Source organism: Streptosporangium sp. NBC_01755 (genome assembly GCF_035917995.1).
GTDB lineage: Bacteria > Actinomycetota > Actinomycetes > Streptosporangiales > Streptosporangiaceae > Streptosporangium.
In genome coordinates this window covers 5,448,902-5,469,875 of sequence record NZ_CP109131.1, presented here as the reverse complement: position 1 = coordinate 5,469,875, position 20,974 = coordinate 5,448,902, and the positions used below count along the sequence as shown (strand labels likewise).

17 protein-coding genes are annotated in these 20,974 nt (G+C 70.4%); 1 reads left to right on the top strand and 16 read right to left on the bottom strand.

All coding sequences use genetic code 11. From position 1 onward, the window contains the following. Positions 1 to 26 precede the first annotated feature (26 nt). The 10 genes from OG884_RS26015 to OG884_RS25970 form a co-directional block, all read right to left on the bottom strand. The gene (locus OG884_RS26015; protein WP_326646995.1) at positions 27 to 1,340 is read right to left on the bottom strand and encodes a M16 family metallopeptidase; all 1,314 of its coding nucleotides are present in this window, start codon (positions 1,338 to 1,340) and stop codon (positions 27 to 29) included. Further along, complete coding sequence (locus OG884_RS26010) at positions 1,340 to 3,676, bottom strand: polyribonucleotide nucleotidyltransferase (RefSeq protein ID WP_326637111.1); 2,337 nt, start codon at positions 3,674 to 3,676, stop codon at positions 1,340 to 1,342. Before OG884_RS26010 ends, OG884_RS26015 begins: the two co-directional genes overlap by 1 nt. A gap of 318 nt (positions 3,677 to 3,994) precedes the next feature. Further along, entirely contained in the window at positions 3,995 to 4,264 is a 270-nt protein-coding gene (gene rpsO, locus OG884_RS26005; protein ID WP_326637109.1) for a 30S ribosomal protein S15, read from the bottom strand. A 331-nt stretch (positions 4,265 to 4,595) separates the two neighbouring features. Next, a complete protein-coding gene (locus OG884_RS26000) occupies positions 4,596 to 5,549 on the bottom strand; it encodes a bifunctional riboflavin kinase/FAD synthetase (RefSeq protein ID WP_326637107.1) in 954 nt (317 codons plus the stop codon). A 32-nt stretch (positions 5,550 to 5,581) separates the two neighbouring features. Beyond that, positions 5,582 to 6,598, bottom strand: coding sequence for an ABC transporter ATP-binding protein (locus OG884_RS25995; RefSeq protein ID WP_442811529.1), 1,017 nt, complete (start codon positions 6,596 to 6,598; stop codon positions 5,582 to 5,584). Between the two features lie 7 nt (positions 6,599 to 6,605). Further along, positions 6,606 to 7,652 (bottom strand): ABC transporter ATP-binding protein, encoded by a 1,047-nt coding sequence (locus OG884_RS25990; RefSeq protein WP_326637103.1) that lies wholly within the window; start codon positions 7,650 to 7,652, stop codon positions 6,606 to 6,608. Continuing rightward, positions 7,645 to 8,613, bottom strand: a complete 969-nt coding sequence (locus OG884_RS25985; protein WP_326637102.1) for an ABC transporter permease — start codon at positions 8,611 to 8,613, stop codon at positions 7,645 to 7,647. Before OG884_RS25985 ends, OG884_RS25990 begins: the two co-directional genes overlap by 8 nt. Next, positions 8,613 to 9,644 (bottom strand): ABC transporter permease, encoded by a 1,032-nt coding sequence (locus tag OG884_RS25980; RefSeq protein ID WP_326637100.1) that lies wholly within the window; start codon positions 9,642 to 9,644, stop codon positions 8,613 to 8,615. Before OG884_RS25980 ends, OG884_RS25985 begins: the two co-directional genes overlap by 1 nt. Before the next feature lie 9 nt (positions 9,645 to 9,653). After that, positions 9,654 to 11,354, bottom strand: coding sequence for an ABC transporter substrate-binding protein (locus tag OG884_RS25975; protein WP_326637098.1), 1,701 nt, complete (start codon positions 11,352 to 11,354; stop codon positions 9,654 to 9,656). Positions 11,355 to 11,361: 7 nt separating this feature from the next. Continuing rightward, a complete protein-coding gene (locus OG884_RS25970; protein WP_326637096.1) occupies positions 11,362 to 12,264 on the bottom strand; it encodes a proline iminopeptidase-family hydrolase in 903 nt (300 codons plus the stop codon). Between the two features lie 123 nt (positions 12,265 to 12,387). On the opposite strand from OG884_RS25970, the gene OG884_RS25965 reads away from it, so the two are divergent. Next, positions 12,388 to 13,209, top strand: coding sequence for a FadR/GntR family transcriptional regulator (locus tag OG884_RS25965; RefSeq protein ID WP_326637094.1), 822 nt, complete (start codon positions 12,388 to 12,390; stop codon positions 13,207 to 13,209). A 160-nt stretch (positions 13,210 to 13,369) separates the two neighbouring features. Here the strand turns inward: OG884_RS25965 and OG884_RS25960 are convergent, their stop codons facing one another. From OG884_RS25960 to infB, 6 genes are all read right to left on the bottom strand, one after another. Beyond that, positions 13,370 to 14,767, bottom strand: coding sequence for a leucyl aminopeptidase (locus OG884_RS25960; RefSeq protein ID WP_326637092.1), 1,398 nt, complete (start codon positions 14,765 to 14,767; stop codon positions 13,370 to 13,372). Between the two features lie 83 nt (positions 14,768 to 14,850). Further along, entirely contained in the window at positions 14,851 to 15,750 is a 900-nt protein-coding gene (truB, locus tag OG884_RS25955; protein WP_326637090.1) for a tRNA pseudouridine(55) synthase TruB, read from the bottom strand. A gap of 33 nt (positions 15,751 to 15,783) precedes the next feature. Further along, positions 15,784 to 16,782, bottom strand: a complete 999-nt coding sequence (locus tag OG884_RS25950) for a DHH family phosphoesterase (protein WP_326637088.1) — start codon at positions 16,780 to 16,782, stop codon at positions 15,784 to 15,786. Next, on the bottom strand, positions 16,779 to 17,261 hold the full coding sequence (rbfA, locus tag OG884_RS25945) for a 30S ribosome-binding factor RbfA (protein ID WP_326637087.1): 483 nt from the start codon (positions 17,259 to 17,261) through the stop codon (positions 16,779 to 16,781). The genes OG884_RS25950 and rbfA overlap by 4 nt, the downstream gene beginning before the upstream one ends. Before the next feature lie 67 nt (positions 17,262 to 17,328). After that, positions 17,329 to 17,628 (bottom strand): DUF503 domain-containing protein, encoded by a 300-nt coding sequence (locus OG884_RS25940; protein WP_326637085.1) that lies wholly within the window; start codon positions 17,626 to 17,628, stop codon positions 17,329 to 17,331. A gap of 108 nt (positions 17,629 to 17,736) precedes the next feature. Beyond that, on the bottom strand, positions 17,737 to 20,904 hold the full coding sequence (infB, locus tag OG884_RS25935) for a translation initiation factor IF-2 (protein ID WP_326637083.1): 3,168 nt from the start codon (positions 20,902 to 20,904) through the stop codon (positions 17,737 to 17,739). Positions 20,905 to 20,974 lie beyond the last annotated feature (70 nt).

Genomic DNA, 20,974 nt, shown 5'->3' with positions numbered 1-20,974 from the left:
GCCGGGGCCGCTCGCATTCGGGATCGTCAGCTGACCAGGGCCGCGCTGAAGTCCTTGTCATCGTCGTAGGGGCCGATGACCGCGAGGGACATCGGGCGGTTGAGGACGTCCGCCGCGACCTCGCTGATCTCCTCCGAGGTCACCGCGTCGATCCTGCCGAGCAGGTCGTCGACCGAGAGCAGCTCGTCGAAGACCAGTTCGCCCTTGCCGATCCTGGACATCCGGGAGCCGGTGTCCTCCAGGCCGAGCACGAGACCGCCGCGCATCTGCCCCTTGCCCCGGACGATCTCCTCCTCGGTGATGCCGTCGGCGATCACGCGGAGCACCTCCTCGCGGCAGATCTTCAGCACGTCGTCGATCTTCGACGGCAGGCAGCCGACGTAGATGCCGAACTGGCCGGTGTCCGCGAGGGCGGAGGTGTAGGAGTAGGCCGAGTAGGCGAGGCCCCTCTTCTCCCTGATCTCCTGGAACAGCCGCGACGACATGCCACCGCCGAGCGCCGCGTTGAGCACGCCGAGCGCGAAGCGGCGCTCGTCGGTGCGGGTCAGCGCGGTCGTACCCAGGACCAGGTTGGCCTGCTCGGTCGGCCGGTGCACCACCCGCGTACCCGAGCGGGTCTCGACACCGGGCCCCGACACGCGCGGAGGCACCGGCGAGGCGTCCCCGCCCAGTGCCCCCGCCCGCTCGTAGGCCGCGGCGACCAGGGCCACGACCTGCTCGTGGTCGACGTTGCCCGCCACCGACACCACCGTGTGGGTGGGCAGGTAGTAGCGCCGGTAGTACTCGGCGATCCGGTCGCGGGTGACCGCGGTGATCGAGTCGACGGTGCCGAGGATCGGCCTGCCGACGGGCGTGTCGCCGTACAGCTCGGTGGAGAACTGCTCGTGCACCACGTCGGAGGGGTCGTCGTCGTGCATGGCGATCTCCTCCAGGATCACGCCACGCTCGGCCTCGACGTCCTCGTCGGTGATGAGCGAGGAGGTCACCACGTCGGCGAGCACGTCGATCGCCACCCGCAGGTCCTCGTCGAGGACCCGCGCGTAGTAGCAGGTGTACTCCTTGGCGGTGAAGGCGTTGATCTCGCCGCCGATGCCCTCGATGGCCGCGGAGATCTCCAGCGCGTCCCGTGTGGGGGTCCCCTTGAACAGCAGGTGCTCAAGGAAGTGGGAGGAGCCCATGTGCTGGGGGGACTCGTCTCTCGATCCGATGCCGACCCACATGCCGACCGCGACGGAACGCACGGTCGGCATGGACTCGGTCACCACCCGGAGCCCACCGGGGAGGACGGTGCGCTTCACGACCCCGGCGCCGTCCTTGCCGGGGTGCAGAGTGGTGGTGATCACGAGTTGCGGTCTTCCCCTCCACCGCGGTTGCCGCCACCACCACTGCTGCTGCGGGTGCGGGTGCGGCGGGGCCGCTCCTCGCGCGGCCGGTCGTCGGCGGGTGCCTCAGCGGGCGGGGCCGCCGAGGTGTCGGAGTCGCCGGCCTCCGCCTTGGCCGCGGCCTCCTTCTCGATGACCTCGACGGGCACCAGGGAGAGCTTGCCGCGCGAGTCGATCTCGGCGATCTCCACCTGGACCTTCTCGCCGACGTTCATGACGTCCTCGACGTTCTCGATGCGCTTGCCGCCGTGCAGCTTGCGGATCTGGGAGACGTGCAGGAGGCCGTCCTTGCCCGGCATGAGGGAGACGAAGGCGCCGAAGGCGGCGATCTTGACGACCGTGCCCAGGTAGCGCTCGCCGACCTCCGGCATGTGCGGGTTCGCGATGGCGTTGATCGCCGACCTGGCCGCCTCGGCGGACGGGCCGTCGGTGGCGCCGATGTAGATGGTTCCGTCGTCCTCGAGGGTGATCTCGGCGCCGGTGTCGTCCTGGATCTGGTTGATCATCTTGCCCTTCGGGCCGATGACCTCTCCGATCTTGTCCACCGGGATCTTGATCGTGATGATGCGCGGGGCCGTGACGTTCATCTCCGCCGGGGAGTCGATGGCCTCCTGCATCACGTCGATGATGGCCAGACGAGCGCCCTTGGCCTGCTTCAGCGCGGCCGCCAGCACGGAGGCCGGAATGCCGTCCAGCTTGGTGTCGAGCTGGAGCGCGGTGATGACGTCCTTGGTGCCGGCGACCTTGAAGTCCATGTCGCCCATGGCGTCCTCGGCCCCGAGGATGTCGGTCAGCGTGACGTACTGGTCGCCCTCGTTGATGAGGCCCATCGCGATGCCCGCGACGATGCCCTTGAGCGGGACACCCGCGTCGAGCAGCGCCATCGTCGAGGCGCACACCGACCCCATGGAGGTCGAGCCGTTGGAACCCAGCGCCTCGGAGACCTGGCGGATCGCGTACGGGAACTCCTCGCGCAGCGGCAGGACGGGCAGCAGCGCCCGCTCGGCGAGCGCGCCGTGGCCGATCTCGCGCCGCTTGGGAGAGCCCACCCGGCCGGTCTCGCCGGTGGAGTAGGGCGGGAAGTTGTAGTTGTGCATGTAGCGCTTGGTGCGCTCGGGGTTGAGCGTGTCGATCATCTGCTCCATGCGGAGCATGTTGAGGGTGGTGATGCCCAGGATCTGGGTCTCGCCACGCTCGAACAGGGCCGAGCCGTGCACCCGGGGCACGACGTGGACCTCGGCACTGAGCTGCCTGATGTCCTTGACGCCGCGGCCGTCGATACGGACGCCCTCGGCGATGACGCGCTCACGCATGAGCTTCTTGGTCAGCGACCGGAACGCGGCGCCGATCTCCTTCTCGCGGCCCTCGAAGTCGGGTCCGACCTTCTCCAGCGCCAGGGCCTTGACCCGGTCGAGCTCGGCCTCGCGCTCCTGCTTGCCCGCGATGGTCAGCGCGGCGGCGAGCTCGCTCTTGACCGCGCCGGTCACGGCCTCCAGGACGTCGTCCTGGTAGTCGAGGAAGAGCGGGTACTCGGCGGTCTCCTTGGCGGCGACCTTCGCGATCTTGGCCTGTGCCTCGCAGAGCACCTTGATGAACGGCTTGGAAGCCTCCAGGCCCTGCGCCACGGTCTCCTCGGTCGGCGCCACGGCTCCCTCGCCGACGAGCCTGAGCGTGTCACGGGTGGACTCGGCCTCGACCATCATGATCGCGACGTCGCCGTCGTCGAGCACGCGGCCCGCGACCACCATGTCGAAGGTGGCGTTCGCCAGCTCGGAGTTGGTCGGGAAGGCGACCCACTGGCCCTCGATCAGCGCGACGCGGACGCCGCCGATCGGGCCGGAGAACGGCAGCCCCGCCAGCTGGGTGGAGAGGGACGCGGCGTTGATCGCGACGACGTCGTACAGGTGCTCGGGGTGGAGCGCCATGATGGTGGCGACCACCTGGATCTCGTTGCGCAGGCCCTTGACGAACGAGGGGCGCAGCGGCCGGTCGATCAGGCGGCAGGTGAGGATGGCGTCCTCGGAGGGACGGCCCTCACGCCGGAAGAACGAGCCGGGAATGCGGCCCGCGGCGTACATTCGCTCCTCGACGTCCACCGTGAGGGGGAAGAAGTCGAGGTTCTCCTTGGGATTCTTGGACGCGGTGGTCGCGGAGAGGACCATCGTGTCGTCATCGAGGTAGACGACGGCGGAACCCGCCGCCTGGCGCGCGAGCCGCCCGGTCTCGAACCGGATGGTACGCGTGCCGAATGAGCCGTTGTCGATAACGGCTTCGCTGCTGTGGACACCCTCCACGGGGACCTCCTTGTGGGTCGGTCGCCCGCGTCCGGCCAGACGCACGTGTCGCGCCTGGTTCGTCGTGTTTGCCGGCTCCCCGTAGGTGCAGCGCCGGTCTTCGATCGAAGCGCCCGGTTCCGTATGGCTTGTGCCAAGATGACCGGGGGCCACTACCGAGGACCGGCCCTCCGACGCCGTGGGGCGCGCTTGCTTGCGGACGCGGGGCACTGTCTCGGCTATTCAGTTTGCTCACTGGGACGGCGTCTTCATGGCGCGACGCGCCGACACCGAGCCATATGAGATGAGGGAGCGGCGCGAGGCCGCTCCCTCATGACTCTATCGGCGCAGGCCGAGCCGCTCGATGAGCGAACGGTAGCGCGCGATGTCCTTGCTCTGCAGGTACTTCAGCAGCCGGCGGCGGCGGCCGACGAGCAGCAGCAGACCGCGACGGCTGTGGTGGTCGTGCTTGTGCATCTTCAGGTGCTCGGTGAGCTCGCTGATGCGCTTGCTCAGCAACGCGATCTGCACCTCGGGGGAACCGGTGTCGGTCTCACCCTTGGCGTAGTCACCGATGATCTGCTTCTTTGCGGCGGTGTCGAGCGACACTTCTCTCCTTGAACCTCTACGGGCACGCGCAGTTCCGACTCCCCGAACGACCGTGCGTGCCTACAGTCGCCGTGGCGAGATCAGCGCCGGGATCGTGAGAACACGGTTACAGAGCTGACATGCCAGGCTACCACCGGCCTCGTCGCCCCCGCACATCATGCGGCAGCCCCATGAATCCGGCCCCCGTGGACCGCCTGGACGGCGTGTCGGCTCACGAGAGCCACGCGTGGCTCGGCGGGACGACGGGTTCGGCGAGTTCAGCGGGACGGCGGGTTCGGCGGGCGCTCGAACGGGCCATACGGCCCCTGTGGCGAGGAGCGCGCGGGAGAGATCAGCCCGTCAGGCGCCGTACCTCGTCCACGTCCGCCCGGATCTGCTCGACGAGCGCCGCGATCGAGTCGAACCTGGTGTTGCCGCGAAGCCTCGGCCCGAAGTCGACGGCCACATGCGCACCGTAGAGGTCGAGATCGTCACGGTCGAGCGCGTACGCCTCGACGGTGCGGGGCACGCCCTCGAAGGTCGGGTTGGTACCCACGGAGATCGCCGCGGGCCAGCGCTCGCCGCCGTACACGGCGGGCAGGTTGCCGGTCTCGACGCCCTGCAGCCAACCGGCGTAGACGCCGTCGGCGGGGATCGCGGTGAACTCCGGCGACTCCAGGTTGGCCGTCGGGAAACCGAGCTGCCGGCCGCGCTGGTAGCCGCGGACCACCACGCCCTCGACCCGGTGCGGGCGGCCGAGCGTCAGCCTGACCGCCTCCATGTCACCGGAGGTGATCTGCTCGCGGATCAGCGTGGAGGAGATCGTCTCACCATCGCTGACCAGCGGGACCGCCTCGGCCACGAAGTCGTACTTCTCGCCGAGGGTGCGCAGTGTCTCCACGTCACCGGAGGCCTTGTGGCCGAAGCGGAAGTTCTCCCCCACCACGACCCCGGCGGCGTGCAACCGGTCGACGAGCACGGTCTGCACGAACTCGTCGGGGCTCATCCGGGAGAACTCCAGCGTGAACGGCAGGACGCACACCGCGTCGACGCCCAGCCCGGCGAGAAGCTCGGTGCGGTGCCTGGCCGTCGTCAGCCTCGGAGGATGCGTGCCGGGCCGCACCACCTCCTCCGGATGCGGGTCGAAGGTCACCACCACCGAGGGCACCGCAAGATCCGCGGCCATCGCGACGGCTCTGGCCACCATCTGCTGATGCCCGCGGTGAACGCCGTCGAAGACGCCGATCGTGACGACGGACCTGCCCCAGTTCTCGGGCACGTCGTCCAATCCGTGCCAACCTCGCACCGCAGCCTCTTCCCCTTGTAGCGGATCGACCCCTAAAGCCTGCCATGCTCCCCGGTCATCTCTCCAACCGGGGAGCGTATCGGAAAGTGACAGGCCACCTGACGTCCGCCGACGAGGCTCGGCGCGGGACGTTCGGTACGGCACCGCTCCTGGGCGATCGGGCAGCGGGGGTGGAAGGAACAGCCGGTGGGCCGGTCGATCGGGCTGGGCACGTCGCCGGTCAGCACGACACGCTCGCGGCGTGGCGCTCCCGACCCGTCGTCGATCTCCGGAACCGCCGAGAGCAGCGCGTGGGTGTAGGGGTGGGCGGGGGCGGCGTACAGCGCCTCGGCCTCGGCCACCTCGACGATCTCCCCGAGGTACATCACCGCGATCCGGTCCGACACGTGCCGCACCACGCCGAGGTCGTGCGCGATGAAGACGTAGGTGAGCCCGAGCTCCTCCTGGAGATCGGCGAAGAGGTTGAGCACCTGCGCCTGCACCGACACGTCGAGCGCGGAGACCGGCTCGTCGGCCACCACGAGCTTGGGCGACAGGGCGATGGCCCTGGCGATGCCGATCCGCTGGCGCTGGCCACCGGAGAACTCGTGCGGGTAGCGGTCCAGGTGGCTCTTGGCCAGGCCGACCAGGTCGAACAGCTCACCGACCCGGTTCCTGATCGCGCCGGCGTCGCCGTACCCGTGGATCCTGAGCGGCTCCGCGACGGCGTCACCGGCCGTGCGGCGCGGGTTGAGCGAGGCGTAGGGGTCCTGGAAGACGAGCTGCAAATCCTTGCGGACCGGGCGGAGGCCGCGCCGGGACAGGCCGGTGATGTCCTGCCCGTCGAACTCCACCCGGCCCGCGGTGACATCGGTCAGCCGGACCAGGCAGCGGCCGAGCGTGGACTTGCCACACCCGGACTCACCGACCACGCCGAGGGTCTCCCCGGCGCGGACCTCCAGCGAGACCCCGTTGACGGCCTGTACGCCCCGGCCTCCACGCGCCCTGAAGTGCTTGACCACGTTGGTGGCCCTGAGCAGGGCGTTCATCGTCGTGTCCGTTGTGTTCACGGGTCGCTCAACGCTCCTCATCCGCCGCGAGGGCGGTCTGTCGTGCCGGGGACGCCACCAGGCCGTCGCGGTCGCCGCGACGGATCCGCTCCCTGCCCTCCCGGGGCAGCAGGCAGGCGTCGAGGTGGCCGGCCACGCCGACGAGCGGGGGGACCTCGTCGCAGGCGTGGTGGCGGTGGACGCAGCGGTCGGCGAAGGGGCAGCCGCCGCCCGAGGCGCCGGGGGCGCCCGGGATCGTGGGCAGCCGCCGGACGCGCGGGCCGCCCACCCGGGGCACCGAGTCGAGCAGGCCCCAGGTGTAGGGGTGGCGGGGGGCGTGGAAGACCTTTCCGCGGGGACCGCGCTCGACCGCGCGCCCGCCGTACATGACCAAGACCTCGTCGGCGATCTCCGAGACCACGCCCATGTCGTGGGTGATCATGACGATCGCCGAGCCGTGGTCGGTGCGCAGGCGGCGCATCAGGTCGAGGATCTGCGCCTGGGTGGTGACGTCGAGCGCGGTGGTGGGCTCGTCGGCGATCAGCAGCCCGGGGTTGCACGACAGCGCCATGGCGATGACCACGCGCTGGCGCATGCCGCCGGAGAACTCGTGCGGGTAGGAGTCCACCCGCTTGCCGGGGGCCGGGATGCCGACCTCGTCGAGCAGCTTGACCGCGCGGTCGCGGGCCTGCCTCTTCGAGATCCTCTCGTGGGCGCGGATCTGCTCGGCGATCTGCCAGCCGACCGTGTAGACGGGGGTGAGGGCGGTCATCGGGTCCTGGAAGATCATGGCGATCTCCCGCCCCCGGACGGCCCGCATCTCCTTGTCCTTCAGCGACAGCAGGTCACGGCCACGGAAGATCACACTTCCAGAAATTTCGGCATTAGGGGTACGGATCAGCCGGAGCACGCCGAGCATCGACACGCTCTTGCCCGAGCCCGACTCCCCCACGATGCCCAGCACCTCGCCGGGCCGTACGGAGAAGGACAGCCCGTCGACGGCCGTGAACCGGCCCCTGCCGGTGCGGAAGCGCACCCGCAGGTCGTCGACTTCGAGAAGCGGTTGGTCAGGCACGGCGCACCCTAGGGTCGAGCCGGGCGTACAGGACGTCCACCACGGCGTTGGCCAGTACGACGAAGAAGGCGGCGTAGAGGACCGTGCCCATGATCACGGGCAGGTCGAGGTTCTGCAGCGCCTGGTAGGTGAGTTTGCCGATGCCCGGCAGGCCGAAGACCACCTCGGTGAGCAACGCCGCGCCCCCGACGAGGGCGCCGAAGTCCAGGCCGAACAGCGACACGATCGGGATCAGCGAGCAGCGCAGCGCGTGCCTGATCAGGATGCGCCACTCGGACAGGCCCTTGGCGCGGGCGGTGCGCACGTAGTCCTCGTTCAGCGCCTGGATCAGCTCGCCGCGCAGCAGCCTGGCGTAGATCCCGGCGTACAGCAGGGCCAGGGTGAGCCAGGGCAGCAGCAGGTGCAGCGCCCACTGTCCAGGGCTCTGCGAGAGCGGGACGTAGCCGAGCGGCGGGACCCAGGAGAAGACCGAGTCGTGCAGTTCCTTCTGGGTGATGAGGTTGACCACCTCGCCCAGCCAGTAGACCGGCAGCGAGACGCCGAAGACGCCGAGCAGCATGACCAGCGGGTCGACCACCGTGCCGCGCATGGCGCCGGCGAGGGTGCCCATCGCCACGCCCAGCACCATCCAGATCACCGCCGCGCCGGCGACGAGCGAGAGCGTGACCGGGACCGCGGCCATGATCTGCGGGATCACCAGCGTGCCCCGGTTGACGAACGAGGTGAGGTCCTGGGTGACGAACAGGTGCTTCATCATCATCAGGTACTGCACGGGCAGCGGCTGGTCGAAGCCGAACGACGCGCGCACCTGCTCCAGCGTGGCCGGGTCGGCGTTCTTGCCCGCGATGCGTGCCGCCGGGTCCACGCCCGGCGTGGCGAAGAAGATCAGGAAGACCAGCACGCTGATCGCGAAGAGGACGAGCAGCGCGGCACCGAAGCGCCGCAGGATGTAGCCGATCATCAGGCGCCTCCCCGCAGCCGGGCGTTCGGGTCGAGCGCGTCGCGCACGCCGTCGCCGAAGACGTTGAGCACGACCGCGGTCAGCGCGACGAACAGCCCCGCGGCGATAGTGATCATCGGCCGGGTGTAGAGCAGGGCGAGGCCGTCGTTGATGATCGTGCCCCAGCTCGCGTCGGGCGACTGGACACCGACCGACAGGAACGACAGCGCCGACTCGGTGAGCATGCTGAGCGCCGTCATCAGCGGCAGGAACACCACCACTGTGGGCAGGATGTTCGGCAGCACCTCACGGCGCATGATCCGCAGGTCGCTCGCGCCCAGGCCGACGGCGGCGTGCAGGAACTCCTTGTCGCGCAGCGCCATCACCTGGCCCCGCAGTGGCCGGGCCACGTAGGGGACGTAGATGATCGCGATGATGACGATCGGCAGTGCGAGGCTGCCCGCGTCGATGTGGACCGGCCCCAGGTGCAGGCCGCTGGTGAGCAGCACCACCGACAGGCAGATGGCCAGCAGGTAGACCGGGAAGGCCCAGATCACGTCGAAGAACCGGGAGAGCACGGCGTCGATCCAGCCGCCGAAATAGCCGGCGACCACGCCGAGCACGGTGGCCAGCGCACAGCAGAGCAGCGCCGCGGAGACGCCGATCAGCAGGCTGTTGCGCCCGCCGTACAGGAGCCTGGCCATGACGTCGCGGCCCTGGTTGTCCGCCCCGAGCAGGTAGTGGCCGGGGTCGCCGGTCGGGCCGATCGGGGTGACGCCCAGACCGAGGCCCTCGGTGCTCTGCTGGAGGACCTGGACCTCCTGGCCGTCCACGACCGTGGTGCCGGAGATGTTGGAGACGAACGGGTCGGTGTGCGCGATCGAACCCGCGTAGACCGGGGCCAGCAGGCAGACGAGCACGATGAGGAGCAGTCCGGCTCCGGCGATCATCGCCGAGCGGTTGCGCAGGATCCGGACGGCGGCCTGCCGCCACGGGCCGGCACCGGGCCGGACCGTGGCGGCGACCGCGGGGATGGTCTCCGCCCCGCTCATCGTGCTCACCTACTTGACCCAGAGCTGGGAGATGAGCATGAAGAACTGCTTGTGGAACTGGTAGTTGCCGACCCTGCTGGAGACGAAGTCGACCTGCTTGGGGGTGAACAGCGGGATGATCGGGCTTGCCTTGGTCAGGTCGCGGTCGATCTCGCCCCACTTGGCGTTCGCGGCGTTCTTGTCGGTCCGGTCCAGCGTCATGGCCTCGGCCATCCGGGCGTCGATGTCCTTGTCGCAGAAGCCGGAGATGTTGATGCTGGAGTCGCTGCCCGGGCGGAAGGACGCGCAGGACAGCAGCACGTTCAGGAAGTCCGAGGCGGCGGGGTAGTCGGCGTACCACTGGGAGACGCTGGCCTGGACCTTGTTCTTGTCGTTCTGGATGTAGGTGAAGTGGATGTTCGTCGAGATGACCTTGAGCTTGGCCTGGTAGCCGATCTGCTCCAGGGTGCTGCGGACGTACTCGCCGATCTGCTTGCTCACGTCGTCGTCGGCGACGACCAGGGAGACCTCCTGGCCCGCGGTGCCCGACTGCTGGACGAGTTCCCTGGCCTTGGCCAGGTCCTGCTTGGGGAAGTCACAGAAGTCGGCGTGACCGGGGATGCCGGGCGGCAGGAGTGAGCAGGCGGGCTGGGCCACGTTGGCCCCGCCGAACATCTTCACCACGGCCTGGCGGTCGATCGCCCAGTTGAGCGCCTGACGGGCCTCGGGCTTGTCGAACGGGGCGAGGTTGACGTTGAGCGGGAGGTACCAGAAGGCCGAGAGCTGGTTCACGTGCGCCTGGGAGGCGTACTTGGTGCCGATCTCGCTGAGCCGATCGGCGGGCAGCGGGTCGAAGACCCAGTCGGCCTGGCCGTTCTGGACAGCGGTGACCGCGGCCTCGGCGGTGAGGCCGTAGGAGTAGACGATCTCGTCCGGGTACCCCTGCGGCTGCGCCTCGCGCGACCACTCGGTGAAGTTGGGGTTGCGGACGAGCTTGAGCTCCTTGTTGGGGTCGTAGGAGGCCGCCGTGTAGGGCCCGGTGCCGCCGATCGGCTTGGTGCCCTGGTCCTTGTCCGGGGTGTCCTTCGGCAGCACCGCCGCGTGCGGCAGCGCGAGCTTGAGCGGGAACTCCGAGTCCGGCTCGACCAGGTTGATCGTGACCGTGTTCTTGGCCTTGTCGGCGACCACGCCCGCCTCGAGCGTGCAGCCCTTCGGCTTCTTGACGCAGTCTTCGGCGCCGACGATCCCGGCGTAGAAGGTGCCGGAGGTCGGCCCGGAGACCTTGTAGATCCGCTCGAAGGAGGCCACCACGTCGTCGACGGTGACCTCGCCGCCGCCGGCGAACCTCACGCCCTTGCGGAGGGTGAAGGTGTAGGACCTGCCGTCCTGACTGACCTGGGGCATGGCCTCGGCCAGGTCCGGGACCAGGTCGTAGGAGGCCTCGCCACCGACCTTCTTGAAGGCCAGCAGGCCGTCGTACATGGCCTGGAAGACCTGCCAGTTGCCGTTGCTGTAGTTGATGTGCGGGTCGAGCGTGCCGTCGCCGGCCTTGGCCTGCAGGCGGAGCGTGCCGCCCTTGTGCTGCTCCTGGAAGCCCGCTGAGCCCGCCTGGGAGGATCCGGCCGGGCCGGCCTGCCCTGCGGACCCGGCCGGGGCGGAGGCGCCGGAACAAGCGGCGACGGACAGGGCGAGCAGGGCCGCGCCCGCTGCGATCGGGATGTTGCGCTTCATGGGGGTCCTAGTCCGTGGAGTCGAGGAATGAGCCGACCACCTGCAGGAAGAGCTCCTCTTCCTCGATGTGCGGCATGTGACTGGAGTGCTCGAAGATCTGCCATCGGACGTCGGGGATGTGGTCCGCGAAGGGCTGCACGGTGCGAGGGGTGGCCTCGTCGTGCCGCCCGGAGACGAGCAGGGTGGGCGCGGTCACCTGGTGCAGCCTGTCGACCACCGACCAGTCCCGCAGGCTGCCGACGACGTGGAACTCGGTCGGCCCGTTCATCGTGTGGTACACGGTCGGGTCCTCCGCGGTCTTGGCGTCGCTGGCCAGGACCTCCGGCGGGTTGGGAACGATCATGCAGACGTGGCGGGCGTTGAACACCTTCTCCGCCGCGCGGTACTCGGGGCTGCCGGTGGTCCCGGCGGCCTCGTGCTCGCGGAGCGTCCGCTCGACCTCGGCCGGAAGCTCGGCGCGCAGCCGGTCGCACTCCTCGCGCCAGAGCCCCATCGAGGCGGGCGAGTCGGCGATGACCAGCCCCTTGAGGCCCTCGGGCCGGAGTACCGCGTGCTCGGCGGCCAGCATGCCGCCCCACGACTGGCCGATCAGGTGGTATCCGCCGGCGATGCCGAGATGGGTCAGCAGGTTGTCCAGTTCGGCGAGGAAGAGCTCGACCGTCCAGAAGTCGGCGCCGCGATCGGGCAGGTGGGTGGAGAGCCCCACACCGAGCTGGTCGTAGTGGACGACCGCCCGGTCCTGCTCGGCCAGCCGCGCCATACGCAGGGTGTAGTCGTGGGCGGCGCCGGGGCCGCCGTGCAGCACGACGAGGGGGGCTTTGCCCGCGTTCAGGTCTCCCGTGACGCGGTACCAGGTATGCCAGTCCTTGAAGGGGGCCAGGCCCTGGGTGGTCGGTTCGGGGATCGCCACCGCAGTCCTCCATACAACAAGTGGGCATATGCCACTAGATGAGCCGAATGTCCATGTCGTGGACATCATATGGATTAATGGCCTGAACACAATACCTTTTTTGGAATCGTAAGGTTGTGTAACGTGCCGGGTGTGTACCCCGACGCGACGTCCCCCGGCACCGACGATCTCTCCCGCATGCTGGGCCAGGTGCTGGGCGACGCCACCCAGTCCTCCGTGCTCAGCCCCGTCAGGGTGCAGTCGGTGGCCACCGAGGTGGCCGATCGGCTGATGACCGCCGTCGCGATAGGCGACTACCTGCCCGGCGAACGCCTCCCCGGAGAACGCGAGCTGGCCACGATCCTCGACGTGAGCCGCGCGACGGTCCGCGAGGCCATCGGCCGGCTCCAGGCGGTGGGCATCGTGGAGATCAAGCGCGGCCGGACCGGCGGGGCCTACGTCAGGACGAGCTGGACCGAGGCCACGGCCTCCGCCGTGCGCCGCACGCTCCTGCCCCGCTGGCCCGAGCTGGAGCAGCTGTTCGACCTGCGCTGCCTGGTGGAGGGGCTGGTCGCGCGGACCGCCGCACTCCGCCGTACGGACGAGGACCTGTCGGCCATGCGCGTGGCGCTGGACGGCTACGCGACGGCCGGCACGCTGGGCCAGGAACAGGCGGCCGACGCGGCCTTCCACGGCGCCATACTGGCCGCGACGGCCAACCCGAAGATCAGCGCGCTCAGCCGGGACCTGCTGACGCGGGTGAGCCTCGGATTCCCCGTCGAACCGTACGGGGAGGACGATCCCGATGATTACCAGCGGGCGCTGACCGAGCACCGGAAGATCTACGAGGCCATCGCGGCCGGCGACGCCGAGCGGGCAGGCTCCCTGTCGGAGCAGCACTTCGCCCTGACCTCCGACATGATGCGCGCCATGCTCGAACGCGCCCAGGAACGGGCCTCCGGATAGCCCGCACCCGCCCGGCGACCAGATCCCGGGCAGCCCCGTCCCCCCCGGCGACCGATCCCCGGACAGCCCCGGCCCACCCGGCGACCGATCCCCGGACAGCCCCGGCCCCGTTCGGAGACCGGTTTCCCGGACAGGACCGTCCGGGAAGCCGCGGTCCAGGCTAGGGGCGGGTCTCCAGATAGCCGATCAGCGTGCGGACCATCGCACCGGTCGCGCCCACCGGGCCCAGGTCGGTGGGCTTGTCCAGGTAGGCGGTCGTGGCGAAGTCCAGGTGGGCCCAGGGCAGGCCGGCGGTGAACGGCCGCAGGAACAGCGCGGCGATCGTCGCGTCGGCCAGATTGCCGCCCTCGTTCTTCGCGTCGGCCACCTCGGAGGCGAGCCTGTCGGCGTACGGCTCCCAGAGCGGCAGCTCCCACATCGGCTCACCGGCCCGTGAACCGGCCGCGATCAGCTCGCCGACCAGCCCCCGGTCACTGCCGATCACCCCGGTGATGTCCTCACCGAGCGCGTGCATCACCGAGTAGGTCAGCGTGGCCGCGTCGATCAGCACGTCGGGAGAGCTCTCGGCCAGGTAGGCGAGCGCGTCGGCCAGTACCAGACGGCCCTCGCTGTCGGTGTCGGTCACCTCGGTGGTCCGCCCGTTGCGGTGCCTGAGCACGTCCCCGGGCCGGGTGGCGGAGCCGCTGACCATGTTCTCGGCCGCGGGCACCACGGCGGTGACCCCCACCGGCAGCCCCAGCCTGGCGGCGGCCTGGACGACCGCGAGCATGGTCGCCCCACCCGCCATGTCACACTTCATGGTGGACATCGCCCCGAGGCCCTTGATGGCGAGACCGCCGGAGTCGAAGGTGATGCCCTTGCCCACGAGGCCGACCGTGCCGCTCGCGCCGTCACCGGGGTGGCTCACCTCGATCAGGCAGGGCGGGTTCGCGCTGGCCGCGCCGACGCCGAGGATGCCGCCGAAGCCGCCCTCGCGGAGCGCACCGGTCTCCAGCACCCGCACGCCCAGCCCGCACGCCCCGGCCATCTCCCGCGCCCGCTCGGCCAGATCCATCGGGACCAGGTCACCGGCCGGGGTGTTGACCAGGTCGCGGGCGAACGTCACCGCGTCGGCGACGATCCCGGCCCGCACGACCCCCGCGGGGTTCTCAGCCGCCAGGATGATCAGTTCGCGTACGGCATGCCCGGATGGCTCGCTCTTGTAGCCGTCGAACCGGTAACCGCCCAGCCGCACGCCCTCGATGACCGCCTGGGCGTGGGGGAAGGCGATGGCCACGGTGGGGAACTCGGCGAGCCGTGGCGCGACGCGGCCCACCGCCCGCCGTACCGCGTGCTCGCCGTCGTCGGTGCCGAGCCCGACCAGCAGGACCGCGGCCGCGCGGAAGACGTCGCCGTCCCGGCGCGGCAGCAGCAGGTCCTGACCGGCCCTGCCGGTGAACCTGACCTGGCCGAACACGCCGCCGAGGCCGAGCCCGGGGTCGTGCCCCTCGCGCACCGGCAGGACGAGCAGGTCCGCGGCGATCTCGGCGGCGGGCAGGGAGGAGAGGGACACCTCCATGAGACGACTCCTAACAGGACTAAATGGTTCGGTTCACGAACCTTAAAGCACTGCCAGGTCACGCGGGTCACCGGGTCACCGGGTCAGGAGACGAACACCGCCAGTGACCTGGTGATCTTGTCGTGCTCCTCGACCAGTGCCAGCAGGGTGCCGTCCGGGCCGAACACGCCGATCGGCCCCTTGCCCAGCCCCAGCGAGGGCAGCCGCCCGCCGTGCGAGACGGTGCTCGCATCCTCGGCGGTCACGTCGCGGCGAGGGAAGGCCGCCGCGACCGCGTCGGCCATCGGCAGGATCGAGCACTCGGCGGAGAGCTGCTCGACGGTGCGCGCCATCGACAGGTCGTAGGGCCCCACGCGGGTGCGGCGCAGGTAGGTCAGGTGGCCGCCGACGCCCAGATCGGCCCCCAGGTCACGGGCCAGCGCGCGGATGTAGGTGCCGCTGGAGCAGGTCACCGAGACGTCGACGTCGATCAGGTCGCCGTCGCGGCGGATGCCGATGATCTCGAAGCCCGACACGGTCACCGGGCGCGCCTTCAGCTCGACCTCCTCCCCCGCCCTGGCTCGCTTGTAGGCTCGCTCGCCGTTCACCTTGATGGCGCTGACCTGCGGCGGGATCTGCATGATCGGGCCGGTCAGTGCGGCGACCCCCTTTCGGACGTCCTCCTCGGCGACACCCGCCGCCGACGCGGTCGCGATGATCTCCCCCTCGGCGTCGTCGGTGTTGGTGGCCTGGCCGAGGCGGATCGTGGCATCGTAGCCCTTCTCGGTGAGCGCGAGGTGGCCGAGCAGGCGGGTGGCCTTCTCGACGCCGACCACCAGCACGCCGGTGGCCATCGGATCGAGGGTGCCCGCGTGGCCGACCTTGCGGGTGCCCGCGATGCCGCGGAGCTTGGCCACGACATCGTGCGAGGTCCACTCGGCGGGCTTGTCGACGATGATCAGGCCGCTCGGCGGCGGGGTGCGCTTGGCGCGAGCCGTGCTCAATGGGATTCCTTTGACAGACGTGCCAGGAGAGTTCTACAGCAGTGCCCGGAGACTGGCGATCGTCTCCTCGACGGGCAGGTGGGAGGTGAAACCCGCCGCCCTGGCGTGCCCGCCGCCGCCCAGTTCGGCGCAGACGCGCGAGACGTCCACCCCTCCCTTGGACCGCGTCGAGACCTGCCAGGCACCCTCGTCGTCCTCCTTGAGGATCGCGGCGACGTCCGCCTCGTCGGTGCGCCGGACCACGTCGATGATCCCCTCCACCTCGTCGTACGGCAGCCCGTGCGCGGCCCGGTCTGCCCGGGTGACGAACGTCCAGACCAGGCCACCGCCCACCTCCGGCTCCAGCCGGACCCTGTCCAGCGCGGTACCGAGCACCTTCAGGTAGCCGAACGGGGAGCGGTCCCACAGCTCGCGGGCGAGTTCCTCGGGGTCAAGCCCGCATGCCACCAGCCGGGCGGCCATGGCATGCGCCCGCGGGGTGGTGGAGGAGTGCCGAAACGAGCCGGTGTCGGTGACGAGCCCGACGTACAGGCAGGTCGCGATGTCCCTGTCGATCGGCAGGCCGAGCCTGTGGATCAGCTCCTCGGCGAGCACGGCGGTGGCGGCGGCGCCGGGGTCGACCAGGTTGAGCGTGCCGAACCCGGTGTTGGACGGATGGTGGTCCAGCACGATCAGCTCTCGCGCCCCGGCCGCGTTTCCGGCCAGGGTGCCAAGGCGCTCAACGGTGGGGAGGTCGAAGGTGACCATCACCTCGGGTACGGCGGGATAGTGCGCGGGGTCGATCAGCAGGTCCTGCCCCGGCAGGAAGCGGAGCAGCCTGGGCACGTGGAAGCTCCGGTCGCCGAAGGACGCGGTGACCCGCTTGCCCGCCGCGCGCAGCGCGAGCCCGACGCCCAGCATGGAGCCGAGCGCGTCACCGTCGGGCGAGACATGGCAGGCCAGCGCGACCTCGTCCGCGGCCGAGATGATCCGGGCGGCCCGGTCCCAGTCCTGACCGGGCACCGGGCCGTCGTCACGCGGGTCGGGCGTCACGTCGCGGAATATCCCGCGCGCTCCGAGGATTCGTCCTCTTCGTCCTCGGAGTCGCCGGCCCTGTCCTCGGGCTTGCGGTAAGGGTCGGCGTCCCCCGCGTGCAGAGCCCCCTCGGCCCGCTTGGCGATCTCCACGTCCCTGGCCTTCGCCTCGGCGAGCAGGTCCTCCAGATGACGGGCGGTGTCAGGGAGCGGGTCGTGGGTGAACGTCAGCGTCGGCGTGTGGCGCAGACCCGTCTGGCGGCCCACCTCCGAGCGGATGAGCCCCTTGGCGCTCTCCAGCGCCAGTGCGGAGTCGGCCCGCTCGGCCTCCGAGCCGAAAACGGTGTAGAACACCGTGGCCTCACTCAGGTCGTTGGTGATCCGTGTGTCCGTCACGGTCACGAACCCCAGCCTGGGGTCCTTGATCCGGCGCTCCAGCATCTCCGCCACGATCTGCTGGATCCGGTCGGCGATCTTGCGTGCTCGCGCGGCGTCCATAGCTCCCCCCTTCTTGTGGGGACGGCCGGAGCGGGAGGGGTGCTTCCGCCACCGGCCGTCCCCCCATCTAGTCCTCGTCCTCGTTGTAGAGCCGGTGTCTGGCGGACAGCAACTCGATCTCCGGCCGGAAGGCGATCAGCCGCTCGCAGTCGTCCAGCACCGCACCGCAGTTGGCGGCGCTGGCGGAGACGACCGCGATCCCGATCTCGGTACGGCGATGCAGATCAAGATGACCGGTCTCCGCGACTGCCACACCCGGGAAGCGTCGCTGCACCTCGGCGACGATGGGACGCACCACCGAGCGCTTCTGCTTCAGCGAGTGGACCTCGCCGAGCAGGATGTCCAATGTCAGGGCACCTACATACATAGTGGATCACTCGCCACGGTCGTCACCGTGCCATCGGGAGGGACGGACCGCCCGCCGACGCCCCCAAGGGGGCGACCGGCGGGACGGTCCTCCTGCCTGTCCGAGGCATCAGGCGCGCGGCTTCTCCCGCATCTCGAAGGTCTCGATGACGTCATCGATCTTGATGTCGCTGTAGCCGACACCGATACCGCACTCGAACCCTTCACGCACCTCGGTCGCGTCGTCCTTGAAGCGGCGCAGCGAGGAGACGGTGAGGTTGTCGGAGATGACGACCCCGCCGCGGATGATACGGGCCTTGCTGTTGCGGACGATCGTGCCCGAGCGGACCAGAGCACCGGCGATGTTGCCGATCTTCGGCACCTTGAAGACCTCGCGGACTTCGGCGGTGCCCATCTGGACCTCTTCGAACTCCGGCTTGAGCATGCCCTTGAGGGCCGCCTCGATCTCCTCGATCGCCTGGTAGATGACCGAGTAGTAGCGGATGTCGACGCCCTCGCGCTCGGCCAGATCGCGCGCCCTGACCTCGGGACGCACGTTGAAGCCGATGATGACCGCGTTGTCGTCGGCGACCGCCAGGTTGACGTCGTACTCGGTGATCGCACCGACGGCGCGGTGGAGCACCCGCAGGCGCACCTCGTCGCCGACGTCGATCTTGAGCAGCGCGTCCTCCAGAGCCTCGACGGAACCGGAGACGTCACCCTTGATGATGAGCTTGAGCTCGTCGACCTGGCCCTTCTCCATCTCGCTGAAGAGCTCTTCGAGGGTGCGGCGACGGCCGGACTTGGCCATGTCCGCGATGCGCTTGCGCGCCGCGCGCTGCTGGGCGATCTGGCGTGCCATCCGGTCGTCGGTGACGACGATGAAGTTGTCACCGGCGCCCGGCACCGCGGTCAGACCGAGGACCGCCACCGGGCGGGACGGGTCGGCCTCCTGAATCGCCTCGCCCTTGTCGTCGAGCATCGCCCGGACGCGTCCGAAGGCCTCGCCACAGACGATCGAGTCGCCGACCCGGAGCGTGCCGCGCTGGACCAGCACGGTCGCGACCGGGCCGCGGCCCTTGTCGAGGTGGGCCTCGATGGCGACGCCCTGCGCGTCCATCGTGTCGTTGGCCCGCAGGTCGAGCTCGGCGTCCGCGGTGAGCAGGATGGCCTCGAGAAGGTTCTCGATGCCGGTCCCGTTCTTGGCGGAGATGTCGACGAACATCGTGGTGCCGCCGTACTCCTCGGCGACCAGGCCGTACTCGGTGAGCTGGGCGCGCACCTTGCTCGGGTCCGCCCCCTCCTTGTCGACCTTGTTGACCGCGACGACGATCGGCACGTCGGCCGCCTGGGCGTGGTTGAGCGCCTCGATGGTCTGCGGCTTCACGCCGTCGTCGGCCGCGACGACCAGGACGGCGATGTCGGTCACCTTGGCACCTCGGGCACGCATGGCGGTGAACGCCTCGTGACCCGGGGTGTCGATGAAGGTGATCTTCCGATCCTCGCCCTCGTGCTCGGTGGCGATCTGGTAGGCACCGATGTGCTGGGTGATGCCACCCGCCTCCTGCGCCACCTCGTTGGTGTTGCGGATGGCGTCGAGCAGCTTGGTCTTACCGTGGTCGACGTGACCCATGACGGTCACCACCGGCGGGCGCGCGACCAGGTCGGACTCGTCGCCCTCGTCCTCGCCGAACTCGATGTCGAAGGTCTCCAGGAGCTCGCGGTCCTCCTCCTCCGGGCTGACCACAAGCAGGTTGTAGTCGAGCTCGGCGGCCAGAAGCTGGAGCGTCTCCTCGTTGACCGACTGCGTGGCGGTCACCATCTCGCCCAGGTGCAGCATGATCTGCACCAGGGACGCCGGGATCGCACCGATCTTGTCGGCGAAGTCCGACAGGGAGGCGCCGCGCGACAGGCGGATCGTCTGCCCGTTGCCGCGAGGAGCCTGCACGCCGCCGATCGCCGGGGCCTGCATGTTGTCGAACTCTTGACGCCGCTGGCGCTTGGACTTGCGACCGCGGGTCGGGCGTCCTCCGGGACGGCCGAACGCGCCCGCGGTGCCTCCACCGCGGCCACGGCCACCGCCACCGGGACGGCCGGCGAAACCGCCGCCACCGCCGCCACCGGGACCACCGGTTCCGGTACCGGGACGACCGGCGCCGCCACCGCCACCCGGACGGCCGGCGAAACCGCCGCCGCCACCGGGACGACCGGCACCGCCACCGGGACGGCCCGCGCCGCCACCGGGACGACCGGCACCCGCACCGCCACCGGGGCGGCCTGCGCCGCCACCGGGACCGGCGGGCCGGCCCTGCGGCATCATCATCGGGCTGGGACGCGGACCACCGGGACGCGGACCACCGGGGCCACCGGCACCGCCACCGGGACGCGGGCCACCCGCGCCGGGACCCGGACGCGGACCGGCCGCACCGGGCGGACCGGAACGGGCGCCGGGCGGACGGGGACCGGCGCTGTCGCGACCCTCGCGGGGACCGCGATCCTCGCGGGGACCGGGACGCGGCCCTCTGTCGCCGGGGCCGCCCTCACGGCCGGGGCCGCCTCCGTGGCCACCGGGACCGCCGGGACGCGGCGGACGGGCCTGGCCCATGCCGCTGGCGTTCGACGAGAACGGGTTGTTACCGGGGCGCGGACCACGCGGGCCCGGACGCGGACCCGGCTTGGGCGCACCCGCGCCGGCACCGGACCTGGGGCCCGAGGGCGCTCCTCCGGGACCACCCGAGGGACGGCCCTCCGGACGGCCCTCCGGACGCCCCTCGGGGCGCGCCGCGGGACCAGGGCGCGGAGCGGGCCGCGGACCCGGCTTGGGGCCGGAGGCCGCCGGACGGCCGCTGTCGCGGGGCGCCTCGAAGCGCGGCGCCTGCACCTGCGGCGGCTGCTGCCGCGGCGGCTGCGGGGGCTGCGCCTGCTGGGGCTCCGGCTGGGGAACGACCGGCGGGGCCTGCGGCGCGGGAGCCGCCGGACGAGCCGGCATGGGACCCGGTCGCGGTCCCGGCCGAGGGGCCGGTCCCGGCTTGGGGATGGATGTCGACGCCGAAGGGGCGCCGTTTGGCTGGCCGTCACCCGGCCGAGGTGCCGCATGAGGCGGCCTGGGGCCTCTGCCCCTGTCGGACGAACCCTTACTGGGGCCGCCCAGCGCTTCTGTGAGCCTGCGGACTACCGGTGCTTCGATAGTCGAGGACGCCGAACGCACGAACTCGCCCATCTCCTGGAGCTTGGCCATGACGACCTTGCTCTCCACACCGAACTCCTTGGCGAGCTCGTATACCCGGACCTTCGCCACTGCACTCCCTTGTCTTGGCCCGGGAGGCGGTGCCGCCGGACCGTCGTTACGTTGACGTACTCATCGCCGC

What these genes read in the sequence shown, in the direction of transcription:
- OG884_RS25985 (WP_326637102.1), bottom strand. Translation starts at nt 8,613, where the DNA reads ATGATCGGCTACATCCTGCGGCGCTTCGGTGCCGCGCTGCTCGTCCTC.
- OG884_RS25940 (WP_326637085.1), bottom strand. Translation starts at nt 17,628, where the DNA reads ATGTATGTAGGTGCCCTGACATTGGACATCCTGCTCGGCGAGGTCCAC.
- rbfA (WP_326637087.1), bottom strand. Translation starts at nt 17,261, where the DNA reads ATGGACGCCGCGCGAGCACGCAAGATCGCCGACCGGATCCAGCAGATC.
- OG884_RS25980 (WP_326637100.1), bottom strand. Translation starts at nt 9,644, where the DNA reads ATGAGCGGGGCGGAGACCATCCCCGCGGTCGCCGCCACGGTCCGGCCC.
- OG884_RS25960 (WP_326637092.1), bottom strand. Translation starts at nt 14,767, where the DNA reads ATGGAGGTGTCCCTCTCCTCCCTGCCCGCCGCCGAGATCGCCGCGGAC.
- OG884_RS25975 (WP_326637098.1), bottom strand. Translation starts at nt 11,354, where the DNA reads ATGAAGCGCAACATCCCGATCGCAGCGGGCGCGGCCCTGCTCGCCCTG.